General features: G+C 56.7%; 11 protein-coding genes. 10 read left to right on the forward strand and 1 reads right to left on the reverse strand.

Annotated elements, in window-relative coordinates; genetic code table 11:
- Nucleotides 1–128: 128 nt before the first annotated feature.
- Nucleotides 129–1,403 (forward strand): malic enzyme-like NAD(P)-binding protein, encoded by a 1,275-nt coding sequence (locus B3Q33_RS05065; RefSeq protein ID WP_035245137.1) that lies wholly within the window; start codon nucleotides 129–131, stop codon nucleotides 1,401–1,403.
- A 128-nt stretch (nucleotides 1,404–1,531) separates the two neighbouring features.
- On the opposite strand, the gene B3Q33_RS05070 is transcribed toward B3Q33_RS05065, so the two are convergent.
- Nucleotides 1,532–4,111, reverse strand: a complete 2,580-nt coding sequence (locus B3Q33_RS05070; RefSeq protein ID WP_272962151.1) for a penicillin-binding protein 1A — start codon at nucleotides 4,109–4,111, stop codon at nucleotides 1,532–1,534.
- Nucleotides 4,112–4,309: 198 nt separating this feature from the next.
- On the opposite strand from B3Q33_RS05070, the gene B3Q33_RS05075 reads away from it, so the two are divergent.
- The 9 genes from B3Q33_RS05075 to gltB all read left to right on the forward strand — a co-directional run bounded on the left by B3Q33_RS05075 (nucleotide 4,310) and on the right by gltB (nucleotide 17,248).
- The gene (locus tag B3Q33_RS05075; protein ID WP_272962152.1) at nucleotides 4,310–5,377 is read left to right on the forward strand and encodes a pilus assembly protein PilM; all 1,068 of its coding nucleotides are present in this window, start codon (nucleotides 4,310–4,312) and stop codon (nucleotides 5,375–5,377) included.
- A complete protein-coding gene (locus B3Q33_RS05080) occupies nucleotides 5,374–5,943 on the forward strand; it encodes a PilN domain-containing protein (protein ID WP_035245131.1) in 570 nt (189 codons plus the stop codon). Before B3Q33_RS05075 ends, B3Q33_RS05080 begins: the two co-directional genes overlap by 4 nt.
- The gene (locus B3Q33_RS05085; protein ID WP_156964814.1) at nucleotides 5,940–6,626 is read left to right on the forward strand and encodes a type 4a pilus biogenesis protein PilO; all 687 of its coding nucleotides are present in this window, start codon (nucleotides 5,940–5,942) and stop codon (nucleotides 6,624–6,626) included. Before B3Q33_RS05080 ends, B3Q33_RS05085 begins: the two co-directional genes overlap by 4 nt.
- 7 nt (nucleotides 6,627–6,633) lie before the next feature.
- Nucleotides 6,634–7,161 carry a pilus assembly protein PilP gene (locus B3Q33_RS05090; RefSeq protein ID WP_052042465.1) on the forward strand — a complete coding sequence of 176 codons (528 nt, stop codon included), beginning with the start codon at nucleotides 6,634–6,636 and terminating at the stop codon, nucleotides 7,159–7,161.
- A gap of 16 nt (nucleotides 7,162–7,177) precedes the next feature.
- A complete protein-coding gene (pilQ, locus tag B3Q33_RS05095) occupies nucleotides 7,178–9,325 on the forward strand; it encodes a type IV pilus secretin PilQ (protein WP_272962153.1) in 2,148 nt (715 codons plus the stop codon).
- Nucleotides 9,322–9,855: a shikimate kinase AroK gene (gene aroK / locus B3Q33_RS05100; protein ID WP_035245129.1), complete on the forward strand. Its 534-nt coding sequence runs from the start codon at nucleotides 9,322–9,324 to the stop codon at nucleotides 9,853–9,855. The genes pilQ and aroK overlap by 4 nt, the downstream gene beginning before the upstream one ends.
- Nucleotides 9,856–9,985: 130 nt before the next feature.
- Complete coding sequence (gene aroB, locus B3Q33_RS05105; protein ID WP_035245127.1) at nucleotides 9,986–11,065, forward strand: 3-dehydroquinate synthase; 1,080 nt, start codon at nucleotides 9,986–9,988, stop codon at nucleotides 11,063–11,065.
- Nucleotides 11,055–12,641 (forward strand): SPOR domain-containing protein, encoded by a 1,587-nt coding sequence (locus tag B3Q33_RS05110; RefSeq protein WP_286827097.1) that lies wholly within the window; start codon nucleotides 11,055–11,057, stop codon nucleotides 12,639–12,641. The genes aroB and B3Q33_RS05110 overlap by 11 nt, the downstream gene beginning before the upstream one ends.
- Nucleotides 12,642–12,784: 143 nt before the next feature.
- Entirely contained in the window at nucleotides 12,785–17,248 is a 4,464-nt protein-coding gene (gene gltB / locus B3Q33_RS05115; RefSeq protein ID WP_286827099.1) for a glutamate synthase large subunit, read from the forward strand.
- Nucleotides 17,249–17,257: the final 9 nt, after the last annotated feature.

Consider the following 17,257-nt stretch of genomic DNA (forward strand, 5'->3'; position numbering starts at 1 on the left):
ACAGCGTTTTCACCGCAGTTTATGTAGCCTTTAAAAAGCACCCTGCGGGGTGCTTTTTGCTTTGAGATCTTGCGTACACAGTGTTTAGCCTGACAGTTTAGCCCGACTAGGGACCAGCGGAGACCAGCATGTCTGAGGATTTGAGAACGGCGGCCCTGGAATACCACGCCAAACCGCGGCCAGGGAAAATCAGCGTTGAGGTGACCAAGCCGGCGGCAACCAGCCGTGATCTGAGCCTGGCCTATAGTCCGGGTGTGGCGGAACCGGTGCGCGAGATCGCCCGGGAGCCGGAGCTGGCCTACCGCTTTACTGCCAAGGGCAATCTGGTGGCCGTGATCAGTGATGGCACTGCCATCCTCGGCCTTGGCAATCTGGGTGCGCTGGCGTCCAAGCCGGTGATGGAAGGCAAGGGGATTCTGTTCAAGCTGTTTGCCGGTATTGATGTGTTCGATATCGAAGTGGACGCGGAAGACTCCCAGGCCTTTATCGACACTGTGGTGCGTATCCATCGCACGTTTGGCGGTATCAACCTGGAAGATATCCGGGCGCCGGAGTGTTTCGAGATTGAGCGCATCCTCAAAGAACAGTGCGATGTGCCGGTCTTCCACGATGATCAGCACGGTACCGCCATCGTGGTGGGTGCCGGCCTGATCAATGCACTGGAAATCCAGAAAAAGCGTATCGAAGACATCAAGGTGGTCTGCGTGGGTGCCGGTGCCGCTGGCGTGGCATCGGTGCGGCTGCTGATCGAGATGGGTGCGCGCAAGGAAAATATCCTGGTGCTGGATCGCAAGGGCGTGATTCATAGCCGTCGCGACGATCTCAATCAGTACAAGGCGGCGCTGGCCAACGATACCGACAAGCGCACCCTGAACGATGCGGTGGAAGATGCGGATGTGTTTATCGGTGTGTCCGGCCCGGACATGCTGACCCCGGAAATGGTCAAGAAGATGGCCCCTCGGCCCATCATCTTTGCCCTGGCGAACCCGGATCCGGAAATTCGCCCGGAGGTGGCCAAGGCGGCGCGCCCGGATGCGATCGTGGCTACCGGGCGTTCCGACTTTCCCAACCAGGTGAACAATGTGCTGTGTTTCCCGTACATGTTCCGTGGTGCTCTGGACGTGCGCTCCACCTCGATCACCGAGGAAATGAAGATCGCTGCGGTGCACGCCATTGCCGAGTTGGTGCGCGAAGCGCCGCCTCAGGAAGTACTGGACGCCTATGGCGGTGAGCCGCTGACCTTTGGCGCCGACTACATCATTCCCAAGCCCAATGATCCTCGTCTGTTGGGCCGTGTGTCCTCGGCGGTGGCTCGTGCGGCGGTGGATTGTGGTGTGGCTCGCAAGGGGTATCCCTCGCACTATCCGTTGAGCTCCCTGGATGAGATTTTCCCGGAGTTGTGATGGGGCGCGCTTGATGCAAGACGAAAAAACCGCCGAAAGGCGGTTTTTTTATGGGCCTGTCGAACCTGATGCTTGACGCGAAAACGCTGTCCTTAAAGTGATTAGCGTCAGGCGTCAGGCGTCAGGCATTAAAATATCTGTTCCGGCGCGCTGTTGCTGCCGCCGGGGCCGCGCTGGGGTTCTATTTCCGGCACTTGGTCCTCAATAAAGTACTCGCGGATGGCATTGGGGTTGTCCGGGCGCGCTAGCAGGCCGCTGTCAGGGTCGATCCGCACGGTGGAGATGCCGGAGGGTTGTTCCAGCTGTCGTTCCGGAACCCCTTGCAGGGCAGGGCCCATGTAATCGATCCAGATTGGCAGGGCCGCCTTACCGCCGTATTCGCCCCAGCCCAGGTTGGCCGGGTTGTCGAAGCCTACCCAGACAGTGGCCACCAGGTCCGGAGAATAGCCGGAGAACCAGGCATCCACCTGGTCGTTGGTGGTACCTGTCTTGCCGGCCAGGTCGTCACGGCCCAGGGCACGGGCCTTGTTGCCGGTGCCTACCCGAATCACGTCCTGGAGCATGGAGTTCATCAGCCAGGCAATGCGCGGATCCAGTACCCGGGGGGCCATGACCGGTTCTGGCTGAATTGGTGTGCCCGGTTTGTCGGCGCTGTCCTTGTTGTCCGGATCCGATGGCTCCGGCGACGACGCCAGTTCGGGGATCTCGTCCTCCAGTTTGAGGGGCGGCAGACAAGGGGGCTCGCACAGAATGACGTCCGCTGCCTGCCAGAGGATGTCGCCATCCGCATTTTCAATGCGCTGAATGGCCCAGGGGGTCACCCGGTAGCCACCGTTCGCGAAGATGCTGTAGGCGCTGGCGATATCCATCGGAGTGACGCTGGCACTACCCAGTGCCAGCGACAGGTCACGCTGAAAGCCGTCAGCGGGCAGGCCGAAGCGCTTCAGAGTGCCCATGGCCTGGCTGATGCCGATCTGACGCAGAATGCGAATGGAGACCAGGTTCAGGGAGCGATACAGGGCCTCGCGCATGCGGGTGGGGCCGTAGAACTTGCCGCTGGCGCCGGTGGGGCGCCAGGCGGTTTCCAGTTTGTCGTCATCGAACACCACGGGCGCGTCATTGATGATGGAGGCAGGTGTGAAGCCGTTCTCCATGGCCGAAGTATAGATAAAGGGTTTGAATACGGAGCCTGCCTGGCGCTCACTTTGCACGGCTCGGTTGAAGTTGGAAGCCGAAAAGCTGTAGCCGCCCTGCATGGCGAGCACGGCGCCGGTGGCCGGGTCCAGTGAGACCAGGGCGGATTGCGCGACGGGCAACTGGGCCAGGCGCCAGCGGCGGTTATCGTCGGGGCCCACCGGACGGACGCGGATGATGTCGCCCCGGGTTAGTACATCGGCGGCTTTCTGGGGCTCTTCGCCGACATATTTGTTGTTGAGCTGGGGGCGGGCCCAGCGGATATCATTCCAGGCCAGTTGGGCGCGCTTACCATCGCGGAACAGTATGTCTGCATCCTGTTCGCCAACGCGGGTGACGATGACCGGTTGCAGGGGGCCGATTCGTTGCTGGTCGCGGATCATCTTTACCCAGCGGGCGACGTTCGGATCCAGTCCGGTAATAGTTTTCTCGATTTCCGCTTTTTCTGCCTGAGCAGGCAGTTCGCTCTCTTCTGTTGGAGGTTGTTCGCTGTCTGACACGTCGATGGCTGATAATGCCGGGGCTTCGCTGATATCCTGCTGCACTACGGGGCCGCGATAGCCATGGCGCTCATCGTAGCTGTGCAGGCCGGTGCGCAGTGCCTGAACGGCCGCTGTCTGGCGCTTGCTGTCGATGGTGGTGATGATGCGAATGCCATCGGTAAAAATATCCTGCTCCACCAGTTTCGCAGCCTGCAGGCGGACCATTTCGCCCACATAGGCGGCGTCCACCTCGGGCTGGGCGGCATGGAAGCGGGCGCTTACCGGTTCGGCCTGAGCTACCTTGCGAGCCTCAGGAGTAAGAACACCGGTTTCTTCCATGCGAAACAGGATCCAGTTGCGCCGCACCCGCGCCCGTTCCGGGTTGGTGATCGGGTTATAGGCTGAAGGGGCCTTTGGGAGGCCGGCGATCATGGCCTGCTGGGCGATATTGAGTTCTCCCACCGATTTGCCGTAATAGACTTGGGCGGCGGCTTCGGCGCCGTAGGCCCGGTGCCCCAGATAGATTTTGTTCAGGTATAGCTCAAGTATCTCTTCCTTGCTGAGTACCCGCTCGATTTGGATGGCCAGGACAATCTCGTTGAATTTGCGCAGAAAGCGCTGGTCCCGGCTGAGGAAGAAGTTACGCGCCACCTGCATGGTGATGGTGGAGCCACCGGAGCGGATTTCCCGGTAGCGGGCCAGTTCCACGGCGGCTCGTACGAGACCCTTCAGGTCAACGCCATTGTGTCTGAAGAAACGCTCATCTTCGGCAGCCAATACCGCCTGGACCAGGGTTTCCGGCAATTCCCCGTAGGATACCGGTTGTCGGCGTTTTTCCCCGTATTCAGCAATAAGTTTTATATCGCTGCTATAAATGCGCAGGGGAATCTGGTATTCCACCTCGCGGATCTGGCTGGCTGGTGGCAGTTGTGGGGCCAGATACAGATAGCTGGCGGCCAGAATGGATAGCCCGCTACCGGCGCCGGCAATCAGGAGAAGGAGCAGGTATCGGGTCCAGGAGGGTAAGCGCATGTTTTCGACAACTACTGGCTGGTATCGGTAGAAAGGCCTAGCGGGCCCGTGAAGTGGGTCATTATATGGTGGAAAGGTTGTTGTGATCTAATATCTGTTCTGCTATTACTACACCTAAAGTGATTCGACATAAAAAACGTGTAAGTGTATCTTTATCAAGAAAAAACACTTTAATAATAACCAGACGGGACGACAACAGTGCTGCCTTTCCTCAGAAAAAAGGCCCAGACACTACTGGGGATCGACATAAGCTCCACGGCGGTGAAGCTGCTCGAGCTGTCGAAATCGGGGAACCGCTTCAAGGTCGAAAGCTATGGGGTTGAGCCCCTGCCGGCCAACGCGGTTGTCGAAAAAAACATCAGTGACGTGGAGGGCGTCGGGGATGCTATCGCCCGTCTGGTGAGCCGCGCCCGTCCCGGGGTCAAAGCCGCGGCGGTGGCGGTGTCCGGCTCTGCCGTGATCACCAAGCTGATTGAAATGGACGCCTCTCTCAACGAAGACGAGCTGGAAAGCCAGCTGAAAGTGGAGGCGGATCAGTACATCCCTTTCCCGCTGGATGAAGTGCGTATGGACTTCCAGGTCATGGGGCCTGTTGAAGGTAATGACGAGCGCGTGGAAGTGCTTGTGGCAGCGTCTCGCACCGAAAACGTGGAAATGCGGACCGACGCTCTGGAGATTGGTGGCTTGCAGGCCAAGGCGGTGGATGTGGAAGCCTATGCCATGGAGCGGGCTTTCCAGCTTGTGCTGCCGGGTCTGCCCAACGCTGAGGAGCTGGAGACCGTGGCGGTCTTTGATATCGGTGCCACCATGACCACGTTGAACGTCTTTCATCAGGGTCGCAGCGTCTATACACGTGAGCAGTTGTTTGGTGGTAAGCAGCTGACCGAAGAAATTCAGCGGCGTTATGGTATTTCCATGGAGGAGGCTGGCCTGGCCAAGAAAACCGGTGAATTGCCCGATGATTATGAGGCTGAAGTCCTTCAGCCTTTCAAAGATGCTGTCGTTCAGCAAGTCAATCGCTCCTTGCAATTTTTCTACGGCTCCACCCAGTTCAATGAGGTGGACTATATCCTGTTGGCCGGCGGGTCGGCTTCTATCCAGGATCTGGCAGAGCTAATCCAGGAGAAGGTTGGTGCCAACTGTTCCGTGGCCAACCCGTTCAGTGATATGGCACTGGCAAACAAGGTGGGAGCCTCTGCCATTGCCAATGATGCGCCAGCACTGATGATCGCCTGCGGCCTGGCATTGAGGAGCTTTGACCAATGACAACAACAATTAACCTGTTGCCGTGGAGAGAAGAGCGTCGTAAGCAGCAGCAGCAAGAGTTTGTCATGATGCTGGTGCTTGCTGCTATCGCGGGTGGACTCATTTTCTGGTTGTGGAAGGGGTATGTGGATCAGCAGATCTCGGACCAGCGAGCTCGAAACAGTTTTATCCAGACGAAGTCGGCAGAATTAGAGGAGAAAATCAAGGAAATCAAAGAGCTAAAAGCTCGGCGAGAGGAACTTGTTGCTCGTATGGAAGTGATTCAGAGCTTGCAAGGTAATCGGCCTACAATCGTTTATGTGTTTGACCAGCTTGTTAAGACCCTTCCGGATGGCGTCCATTACAGTCGAATAGAGCGAAAGGATGGGGAGTATACGATTGAAGGTGTGGCGGAGAGCAATAACCGCATTTCCAGGTTGATGCGAAATTTTGATAAGTCCGCATGGTTCCGGCAAGCAGCATTGCAGAGCGTTGTTGCACAAGAGAATCAGTCAGGAGCAAATAGTTTTGTGCTGACGGTCTTGCAGGACACTCCAAACAGCAAAAATGAGGAAGAAAAACAATGAAAACCTCTGAGCTGAAAGATATGGATTTGAGGGAGTTAATCGACCAACTTAACTCTCTTGATTTTGAAAATGTAGGGGGCTGGCCAGCACCGGCTAAAGCGGGTGTGGCTACTCTTGTCTTATTGGTTGTTTTGGGTTTGGGGTATTTTTTCTTTATCGCAGATGCGAACCAGCTGTTAGAGCAACAGCGAAACGAAGAAATATCGTTATTGAAGAGCTATGAGAAAAAAGCTTTTGAAGCCCATAATCTGGATCAGTTCAGGGCGCAGCTCGTCGATATGGAGCAGACTTTTGGGGCGTTGCTCAAGCAGCTGCCCAAAGAAACTGAGGTTCCCGGTCTTCTTGAAGATATCACTCACACAGGTCTCGGTAGTGGCTTGGAGTTTGAAGAGATAAAACTGGAAGATGAGGTTGAGCAGGAGTTCTATGCAGAGCTCCCAATCAAGGTCACCGCTATCGGCGACTATCATTCCTTTGGCGCTTTTGTTTCTGGTGTTTCCGGGTTGCCCAGAATCGTGACGCTGCATGATTTTTCTATATCTGTTCCTGATGAGGGGAAGGGCAAAGAAAAAGAGATGGCTTCTCTTGGCCTTCTCCGCCTAGATGTCACAGCGAAAACTTATCGCTATTCCAGCAATGACGGGGCTGTCACAAAGAATGCCTCCGCAGGTAAAAATAAATAGGTGGGGTATGCGTAAGTTAATAGCTTTCAGTGTGGCGATTTTTGCTGCCTTTGGTCTTGCAGGATGTAGCGGCGGAAGCGGGCTGCAGGGCTTGGAGTCTCGACTTGAAGAAATCAAAGCTCGTCCCAGAGGGAGAATAGAGCCGCCACCCGAATTCAAGCCAATTGCGACTTATTCATATGCCGCACATAAACTTCGGTCACCGTTCAGTAAGCCGGTAGACGAAACTGGAGCGTTTATTCCCGACGGGCGCAATGTGGAGCCTGACATGGGAAGGCCAAGAGAGTACTTGGAGCGTTTCTCTCTGGACGCCTTGACAATGGTTGGTACGATTTCCCGGCCTGGCGGGGAGCTTGAAGCGCTCATCGCTGATCCAGGTGGGGCTGTTACGCGAGTGAGGCCAGGCAGTTATTTAGGGAAAAATTTCGGTGAAGTGCAGGCTGTCAGTGAAACGAAAGTTCAGCTTGTGGAAATCGTTCCAGATGGACGAGATGGCTGGGTAGAGCGCGCCAACTCCGTCTCTATTGCTGAATAATGATCGCTGGGGATCAATGATGATAAATATAGATTTTAAAACAAAAAATGGTATGTCCCGGCGTGTGACGGGGTTTTTCCTTTCTGTTCTTCTGTTCGGGGCTTTATCCTCTGCCCAGGCAAGCACTCTTAAGTCGGTTCAGGCCAATGCTCTATCTGGTGATAGTCTTGAGGTGCGCCTGACATTCAGCGGAGCTGTGCCTGAGGTAAAAGGTTACGGTATAGAAAAGCCAGCGCGTATCGCTCTCGACTTAATCGGGGCTGATAGCGTTGTTGATGAAAAACGTCAAAATATGGGGGCAGGCAATGTTCGCAGCGTCACCATCGTTGAGGCAAAAGATCGTACGAGATTGATTTTCAATCTGGATTCCTTGGCGGGTTACTCGACGAATGTAGATGGCGACACCTTGGTTGTTTTGATCGGTGACAATTTGCCTGCCGGGTCAGGGGGAGTCGGTACTGCTTCTGATGTTGTTGCTGACGCTGAGGCGGCTGTGACCGGGGTTGATTTTCGCAGGGGAGATGATGGTGAGGGCCGTGTGCTCGTTAAGTTGTCTCAGGCGTCGATCCCGGTAGATGTACAAGAAAGTGGCGATAAAATTGTTGCTCGCTTTGTCGGTGCAGGTGTATCGGATGAGCTGGTAAGGAAGCTGGATGTTACCGATTTCGCAACCCCGGTAAAGTTAGTTGAAACTAAGGCGTTAGATGGATCTACAACTATTGAGATTCAGTCTTCAGGGGCGTGGGAGTATTTGGCTTATCAGGCTGACGAGCTTTTCAGTATTAATGTGAAGCCTGTTTCCAACGATGCGGCTGAAAGGAAAAAACAGGATGCGTTTGAGTACACAGGAGAGAAGCTTTCACTGAACTTTCAGGATATTGAGGTTCGCTCAGTGCTTCAGTTGATTGCTGATTTTACCGGACTTAACTTGGTCGCTTCGGATACGGTGGATGGTCGCATCACTTTGCGGTTGCAAAATGTTCCTTGGGATCAGGCACTGGAGCTGATACTTAAAACCAAAGGTCTTGATAAGCGCAAAGTGGGTAACGTTTTGCTTGTGGCGCCTGCAGACGAAATTGCAGCTCGTGAGCAGCTTGAGCTGGAAAGTCAAAAGCAGATTGCCTCTTTGGCACCTTTGCGTACGCAGTATGTAAATGTGAATTATGCGAATGCCGCTGAAATTAAAACCTTGATCAGTGGTGCCGACAAAGAAGTGGGCTCTTTGCTCAGTGAGCGTGGTTCTGTGGTTGTTGATAAGCGAACCAATACCCTCATTATTCAGGATACCCAGGCCAGACTGAATGATATTGGTGATCTTATTGAGCAGTTGGATATCCCTGTGCAGCAGGTGCTGATTGAGGCCAGAGTGGTTGTGGCTTCAAATGATGTCTCTAAAGAATTCGGTGTTCGCTGGGGCGGGCTTGGCTATGATGGTTCTCAGCTGGCGAATGAAGGTGAAACTTCAATGTTCTCCGGCCGTCTAACCAGTCTTCGCCAGCTTCATTATGCCAATATTGATCGTGATGACGATGGCTCTCTTGGTGAAATTGAAGAGTTCAATGTAGATACCAATAATGATCTGATCGTTGATTTGGGGGTTGAGTCTAGCGAGGCATCTCGTTTTGCTGTCGGCTTTACCTCTTTGGCGTCCGGGTTGATTGAGCTTGAATTGTCCGCTCTGGAGGCTGAAGGTCATGGTGAGCTTGTGGCCACGCCCAAGGTCTTGACAGCGGATCAGCAGCCGGCTGTTATCGCTGCTGGCCAGCGAGTTCCTTATGAAAAGGCGACATCCTCTGGTGCGACAGCGGTGGCATTTATCGATGCGGAGCTTCGTTTGGAGGTAACTCCTCACATCACTCCGGATGGCAATATCATAATGACTCTGAAAGTGTTCAATGATGCGATAAGTGGTTTTGTAGCGGATACGCCGGTGGTCGACACAAATCGAGTCGAGACCTCTGTTTTGGTGAGTGATGGCGAGACAGTTGTTCTTGGTGGTATTTTTCAGCAGGAGAAAAGAAATTCTGTTGCGAAAACGCCGTTCCTGGGTGACTTGCCCTGGATTGGTAAGTTGTTTAGTCGAACTACAAAAGTGGATGACAAGCAGGAGTTGTTGATTTTTATTACTCCTAGGCTGATGAAGGATGCTTTGGCGAATCGGTGACCAAGACGACTAACCCCTCTCTGATACTGGTTGGCCCCATGGGTGCTGGGAAAAGCACCCTGGGTCGCCACCTTTCCCAGATACTGGATTATCCCTTCTTCGATTCTGATCGGGTTATTGAGGAAAAGACGGGAGCAGATATCCCGTGGATCTTCGATATGGAAGGCGAGGCCGGTTTTCGCCGCCGTGAGCAGGAAGCGATTGACGAGCTCACCCGTCAGAACGGTATCGTGTTGGCCACTGGTGGTGGTGTCGTGGTGACGCCCGAAAATCGGGATATGCTTCATGATCGCGGCTGCGTGGTCTATCTTTGGACCCCTGTGGACGTTCAGCTTGCCCGTACCCGCAATGACAAGAATCGCCCTCTGCTGCAAACGGCGGACCCGCGCGCCAAGCTGGAGGCGTTGTTTGCCGAGCGGGACCCTCTCTACAGACAGGTGTCTCATCACGTGGTATCCACGGCCTCAGGAAACCTGAAAAAGGTGGCGGATGACGTGTTGGCTTGTTTGGTGTCTCACCGGCAAGGATAATGTGGTCGTGAGAGGCGATGTTCGCATCGCGACTGGGTGGTGGCATGTTTAGCGACGCCTCACCCTGTCTGCAAGAATGACTCGATCCCCCCTTGCCCTTGCATCGAACCAAATGTCTGTCGGAGACCCAATGCGAACACTTCAGGTGGCCCTGGCCGAGCGTAGTTACCCGATTCATATCGGTGCCGGCTTGCTCGACACCTTTCCCCTTGCCGAGCAGGTGCGCGGCAATCAGGTAATGATCATTACCAATGAGACCATTGCCCCGCTGTATCTGGAACGTTTGACCCGACATTTTGCTGCCTCCCAGTGCGATACCCTGGTCCTGCCGGACGGGGAAAAGTTCAAGAACCTGGAAACCCTGGAGAGTATTTTTGATGCTCTGATGGCCAGGCGCCATTCGCGCACCACCACCCTGATTGCGCTGGGTGGTGGTGTGATCGGAGATATGGTCGGTTTCGCGGCGGCCTGTTATCAGCGCGGGGTGGACTTTATTCAGGTGCCTACCACGTTGCTGGCCCAGGTAGATTCCTCTGTGGGTGGCAAAACCGCGGTCAATCACCCCCGTGGAAAGAACATGATTGGCGCGTTCCATCAGCCGCGCTTGGTGTTGATAGACACTGATGTGCTGGCCACCCTGCCGCAACGTGAACTGGCGGCAGGCTATGCGGAAGTGATCAAGTATGGCCTGATTCGCGATCCGGATTTTTACCACTGGCTGGAAACCAACAATGACAAGCTGTTGTCCAGAGACAATGAGGCATTATCCGAAGCCATCTATCGCAGTTGTGAGAACAAGGCGCAGGTGGTGGCCGATGATGAAACCGAGCAGGGTAACCGCGCCCTGCTGAATCTGGGCCACACCTTCGGCCATGCCATAGAAACGGCCACGGGCTATAGTCAGTGGCTCCACGGTGAAGCGGTAGCCGTTGGCATGCTGATGGCGGTGCATATGTCGGTCAGGCTTGGCTGGGTGGATGCGGCGCTGGAGCCAGGTCTTGCGGGTGTGTTGGCGCAGTGGCAGCTGCCGGTCACGATTCCCCCGGGGATGACCCCGGATCAGTTCATTGACCTGATGGCACTGGACAAGAAAGTGCAGAATGGTCGGCTTCGTCTTGTGTTGCTGAGGCAGCTGGGTGAGGCTGTGGTCACAGCAGACTATGATGCAGTGGCATTACGGCAGACGCTGGAGGCTTTTTGTGGAACATGATGATGATCGTTTTTTCAGTGGTGCATCCCGGGGCGATTATCTGGATGCGCTGACTGCCCATGCTGGCCTGGGTTCCGTGGTGGCGCTGGAAGGGGATAGTGGTAGCGGCGTGTCTACCTTGCTTGGTCACACGGTGATGGCGTTGCTTGGTGACATGGAGATCGTCCGGATTGATGGCGCGGCTGAACATAATGCCAATGTGGTCGTCGAGTCCCTACTGCGGCACTTCGATATTGACCGGGCTGCACTGCCTGACAAACTTCGGGAAACCCTGGCTGACAGCCGGATTCTGGTAGTAGTGGATAACAGCGAAGATCTGCTGGATGAGGCGATTGCAACCATGGCCGCCCTTAAGCAGAAACTGGGCGCCCGCCTGGGTTATCTGTTCGGTGGCTTGCCCGGCACAGTGGAAAAACTGAAGGGGGCGGATCTGGCCCTGGACGATGTGCTCGATCTGCCTTCGCTGGTTGCTGATGATATTCAGGATTTTGCTTGGTTTGTGCTGGGGCTGGAGCTGGATGAGGCCCAGGCGGAGCGTCTCCGTCATGACAGTGACGGCAATATTGCCCGGTTGATTGAGTTGCTGAGTAACGGTGAAGTCGGCGCCCCGGTGATGATGTCCGCTGCTGCTGAAGAGGAGGATGACTCCGAACCCGCTGCCGTATTTGCATCTCGCCCGGTTGATGAGGGCTCGCAGGAAGAGTTTCATCTTTTTTCATCCGCAGCTGATGATGAGGCCGAGAGTTTTGCTGAGACTGGCGATGATCATGAGGATGGCGAGCAGGAGCGGCGTGCCGCAGTGACTCCACCATGGCGCCACGTGGCGGCAGTGGTTGGTCTTCTGGCCGTGGTGGTCATCATCTGGTCGGTTTTCTCCGGCGGTAGCGATGACGGCTCCGGGCAGGGAGAATCTCGTCAGCTTGCCCTTCCGGTTCCGGAGCAATCCGGCGCTGAAGAAGGTGCTGCTGCCGAAGCCCAAGAGCCTCAGACTCGCCCGTTGGCGTCATCCATGGAGCCCGTTGCCAGACTGGAAGACCTTCCCGATCGCCAGGATCCCGAGCCTGATCCAAAGACGGATGGTGATGCTGGAAGTGTGTCCTTGACGCCGGTAACGGATCCGGTCATGCAGTCAGCGCCTGCCCGGCAGGAGCCGGAAGTGCGTGTGGCACAGGAGTCTGCGGAGGCGGCGTCGCCAGAGCCGAAACAGGAAGAGCAATCGCAGGAAATGCCTGCCGAACCAGATACAGTGCCCGCCAGCGAGCCGGCTCTGAGCGGCCTGGATGCGGAATTGGGCTACCAGCGGGAAGACTGGTTGGCAACGCTGGATGATAGCCGCTGGTTCCTGCAGATTACCGTGACCAGCCAGGAGGCAAATGCTCGCGGGGTGCTGGACCAGCTGGAGCGCAAGGGGGCATATTATCGCGCCGAGCGTAACGGAAAAGCGGTCTATCTAGTGCTTTCCGGGGACTATTCCAGCCGTCAGGCGGCACTGGATGCAAAGTCGACGTTACCTGCAAAGTTGCGCTCTGCAGGCCCATTTCCCCGCAATATAGCCGACATTCGCAGCGAACTTTGAAAACGAAAATACCCCTTGGGTGACTGTTCAATTTGTCGCCCAAGGGCGCAATGTGTAGAATGCATATCCCTTTTTTGCCGTCACCACTATCCTGACGCCATTCGCCTTCTGTAAGTCTCTGAATTTCAAGAGGAAAGGTTTTGATGCAGCAGAACTCAACGCTGGTGCGGGGGCTCACTGAGCCCGGAGAATTCCGGGACAACTGTGGTTTTGGTCTGATTGCCCATATGGAGGGCAACGCCAGCCACGAGCTTTTGCAAACGGCCATCGAAGCACTGACATGTATGACTCACCGGGGCGGCATTAATGCCGATGGAAAAACCGGTGATGGCTGCGGTCTGTTGCTCAAGAAACCCGATTCTTTCTTCCGCAAGGTTGCGGAAGCTCAATCCATTAGTCTGCCGGACAACTATGGCGTGGGGATGATCTTTACCCACCCGGATGCCGACCAGGCGGAACAGCAGAAAGCCGCCATCAATACGGCCCTGGAAGCGCAGGACGTGCAGGTGCTGGGCTGGCGCGAAGTGCCCACCGACGACGCCTGTCTCGGTGATCTGGCCCGTGCCTCTCTGCCCGGCTTCTGGCAGGTGCTGGTGGCAGCTGACGGCAATACCGAGCAGGAGCTTAACCGCCGCCTGTTCTTTGTCCGTCGTCATGCGGAGAAGGCGTTGGAGAGCGATGGCTACTTCTACGTCTGCTCCCTGTCTGCCTCGGTGATTTCCTACAAGGGTCTGATGATGCCGGTGGACCTGCCGGCGTTCTTCCCGGACCTGGGTGACAGTGCCATGGAAACCGCCATTGTGGTGTTCCATCAGCGCTTCTCCACCAATACCTCGCCGCAGTGGCCGCTGGCCCAGCCGTTCCGGTATCTGGCTCACAACGGGGAAATCAATACCGTACAGGGCAACCGTAACTGGGCACTGGCCCGGGAAAACAAGTTCGAAAATGAACTGTTGCCCGGTCTGGAAGAGTTGAGCCCGCTGGTTAACCGCACCGGCTCCGACTCTTCCAGCATGGATAACATGCTGGAAGTGTTGTTGGCTGGCGGCATGGATCTGTTCCGCGCCGTGCGCATGATGATCCCGCCGGCCTGGCAGAACGTGGAAACCATGGATTCCGATCTGCGGGCTTTCTACGAATATAACTCCATGCACATGGAGCCCTGGGATGGCCCTGCCGGCCTGGTAATGACCGACGGCCGTTACGCGGTTTGTATGCTCGACCGTAACGGTCTGCGTCCGGCCCGCTGGGTAGTGACCAAGAACGGCTTTATTACCCTGGCTTCAGAAATCGGCGTTTACGGCTACAAGCCGGAAGACGTGGTGGCCAAGGGTCGGGTCGGGCCGGGCCAGATCCTGGCCATTGATACCGAAACCGGTGAAGTGCTGCACACCAAGGACATCGACAACCGTCTCAAGGTGCGCCACCCCTATCGGGACTGGCTGAAAGGCAACGCCCTGCGTATCGAAGCGGATTACGACCACGAAGTGGAGCGTACCGACGAGGTGGATCAACAGGATCTGCTCAGCTACCAGAAGTTTTTCCAGATCAGCTTTGAAGAGCGCGATCAGGTGCTTCGCCCGCTGGCAGAATCCGGCCAGGAAGCCACCGGCTCCATGGGCGATGATACGCCCATGGCGGTGCTGTCCCGTCGCGAGCGTTCCCTGTACGACTACTTCCGCCAACAGTTTGCTCAGGTGACCAACCCGCCCATCGATCCGCTGCGCGAAGCGATCGTGATGAGCCTGGAAACCTGTGTGGGCGCCGAGCGGAATGTGTTCGAAGAAACAGCGGATCATGCCGACCGGGCGATTCTGTCCACCCCGGTGCTGTCTCATTCCAAATTCACCAACCTGATGAAGATCGATCGTCCCGGGTACGATGTGGCCAAGCTGAGCCTGCATTACGACCCACAGATCGGCCTGCGTCAGGCGGTGGAAAATCTTTGCGAGCAGGCCGCCCAGGCAGTCCGTGATGGCAAGGTCATTCTGGTGCTTACCGACCACGGTATCGCCCAGGATCAGCTGACCATCCACGCCCTGATGGCCACTGGTGCCGTGCACCATTACCTGACCGAAAAAGGTCTGCGCTCCGACGCCAACATCATCGTGGAAACGGCTACCGCCCGTGATTCCCATCACTTTGCTGTGCTGTTCGGCTTCGGCGCCACTGCCGTCTACCCGTACCTTGCCTATGACGTGATCTCCGACATGGTGCGCTCCGGCGAACTGCTCGGCGATGCGGTGGAGCTGCAGAAGAACTTCCGCAAGGGCATCAACAAGGGCCTGATGAAGATCCTCTCCAAGATGGGGATCTCCACTATTACGTCCTACCGCGGCGCTCAGCTGTTCGAAGCCGTGGGCGTTGCCCGCGATGTGGTGGATCTGTGTTTCCGTGGTGTGCCCAGCCGTATCCAGGGTGCCAGCTTCGAGGATTTCGAAGCGGACCAGAAGAGCCTGGCCAAGGATGCCTGGAAGCAGCGCAAGCCCATCGATGCCGGCGGTATTCTCAAGTACATCCACGGCAAGGAATATCACGCCTTCAACCCGGACGTGATCTATGCCCTGCACCGGGCTACCCAGGACAGTGACTACGACGCCTACAAAGAGTATGCCGAACTGGTCAACAAGCGCCCGGTGGCCACCCTGCGTGATCTCTTTGCCCTGCGCGATGACGTGGAAGCCATTGATGTGGAGCAGGTGGAGCCGCTGGAGAACATCCTGCTGCGCTTTGACTCCGCGGGCATGTCCCTCGGTGCTCTCAGCCCGGAGGCCCACGAGGCCATCGCCACCGCCATGAACCGTCTGGGCGGTCGCTCCAACTCCGGTGAGGGTGGTGAAGATCCGGCCCGCTACGGCACCGAGCGGGTGTCCAAGATCAAGCAGATTGCTTCCGGCCGTTTCGGTGTGACCCCGCATTATCTGGTCAACGCCGAGGTGCTGCAGATCAAGGTGGCCCAGGGCGCCAAGCCCGGCGAGGGCGGTCAGCTGCCCGGTGGCAAGGTGAATGCGCTGATCGCGCGCCTGCGTCACTCCGTGCCCGGCGTAACCCTGATTTCGCCGCCACCGCACCACGATATCTACTCCATTGAGGATCTGGCCCAGCTGATCTTCGACCTCAAGCAGGTCAACCCGGACGCCCAGGTGTCCGTGAAGCTGGTGTCCGAGCCCGGTGTGGGTACCGTGGCTTCCGGTGTGGCCAAGGCCTACGCGGACCTGATCACCATTTCCGGTTACGACGGCGGTACCGCGGCCAGCCCGCTGACCTCCATCCGCTATGCCGGCTCCCCCTGGGAGCTGGGCCTGGCGGAAGCCCATCAGGCCCTGCGTGGCAATGATCTGCGCGACAAGATCCGTCTGCAGACCGATGGTGGCCTGAAGACCGGCCTGGACGTGATCAAGGCCGCTATCCTGGGTGCCGAGTCCTTCGGTTTCGGTACTGTGCCGATGATCGTGCTGGGCTGTAAGTACCTGCGTATCTGTCACCTGAACAACTGCGCCACCGGTGTGGCGACCCAGCGTGAAGACCTGCGCAAGGAGCACTTTATTGGTGCTCCGGAACTGCTGATCAACTACTTCACCTTCGTGGCCAAGGAAGTCCGTGAGTTGCTGGCGCTGCTGGGTGTGAAGAGCATTCCCGAGCTGATCGGCCGCACCGACTTGCTGAAAGTGCTGGAAGGCGAAACCGTGCGTCAGGGCAAGCTGGATCTGACGCCGATCCTGCGCAATGATCTGGTGCCCGCAGACAAGCCTACCCACTGCCAGGTCAGCCGCAATGAGCCGTTCGACAAGGCGGTGCTGAACCAGAAAATGGTTGAGGACATGCTGACGGCCATCGACAGCAAGTCCGGCGGCTCCTTCCACTACGAGATCACTAACTGTGATCGTTCCGTGGGGGCCCGGGTGTCCGGCGAAATCGCCAAGCGTCACGGCAACCTGGACATGGACAGCGCGCCGATCAAGGTGCGCTTCACCGGTACCGCCGGGCAGAGCTTCGGTGTGTTCAACGCCGGTGGCCTGCACATGTACATCGAAGGTGATGCCAACGATTACGTGGGCAAGGGCATGGCCGGTGGCAAGCTGGTGATTCGTCCGCCCAATGGCAGCCCGTTCAAGAGCCAGGAAACGGCCATTATCGGTAACACCTGTCTGTACGGTGCTACCGGCGGCAAGTTGATGGCTGCGGGTACCGCTGGCGAGCGCTTCGGGGTACGTAACTCCGGCGCCCACGCCGTGGTGGAAGGCGCTGGCGATCACTGCTGTGAATACATGACCGGCGGTTCCATCACCGTGCTGGGTCGCACCGGGCACAACTTCGGTGCCGGCATGACCGGTGGTTTCGCCTTTGTACTGGACGAGGACAATGATTTCTTCGACCGCATCAACCCGGAACTGATCGAATTGCATCGCATCAGTTCCGAAGCTACCGAGTCTCACCGCAGCCACCTGCGTGGCGTGATCTCCGATTACGTGCAAGAGACCGGCAGCGAATGGGGCCAGTACATTCTGGATAACTTTGATGCCATGAGCCGCAAGTTCTGGCTGGTTAAGCCCAAGGCTGCAAGCCTGGAAAACCTGCTCAAGAGCACGCGTGCCAATCCGGCATAACGGGGGAGA

It is taken from the genome of Alcanivorax sp. UBA3183, from assembly GCF_002364155.1.
In the GTDB taxonomy this organism is placed as follows: domain Bacteria; phylum Pseudomonadota; class Gammaproteobacteria; order Pseudomonadales; family Alcanivoracaceae; genus Alcanivorax; species Alcanivorax jadensis.

Bases quoted from the DNA above. Each gene is read 5' to 3' on its own strand.
- B3Q33_RS05065 (WP_035245137.1), top strand. From the start codon at position 129: ATGTCTGAGGATTTGAGAACGGCGGCCCTGGAATACCACGCCAAACCG.
- B3Q33_RS05070 (WP_272962151.1), bottom strand. From the start codon at position 4,111: ATGCGCTTACCCTCCTGGACCCGATACCTGCTCCTTCTCCTGATTGCC.
- B3Q33_RS05080 (WP_035245131.1), top strand. From the start codon at position 5,374: ATGACAACAACAATTAACCTGTTGCCGTGGAGAGAAGAGCGTCGTAAG.
- B3Q33_RS05085 (WP_156964814.1), top strand. From the start codon at position 5,940: ATGAAAACCTCTGAGCTGAAAGATATGGATTTGAGGGAGTTAATCGAC.
- B3Q33_RS05090 (WP_052042465.1), top strand. From the start codon at position 6,634: ATGCGTAAGTTAATAGCTTTCAGTGTGGCGATTTTTGCTGCCTTTGGT.
- pilQ (WP_272962153.1), top strand. From the start codon at position 7,178: ATGATGATAAATATAGATTTTAAAACAAAAAATGGTATGTCCCGGCGT.
- aroB (WP_035245127.1), top strand. From the start codon at position 9,986: ATGCGAACACTTCAGGTGGCCCTGGCCGAGCGTAGTTACCCGATTCAT.
- gltB (WP_286827099.1), top strand. From the start codon at position 12,785: ATGCAGCAGAACTCAACGCTGGTGCGGGGGCTCACTGAGCCCGGAGAA.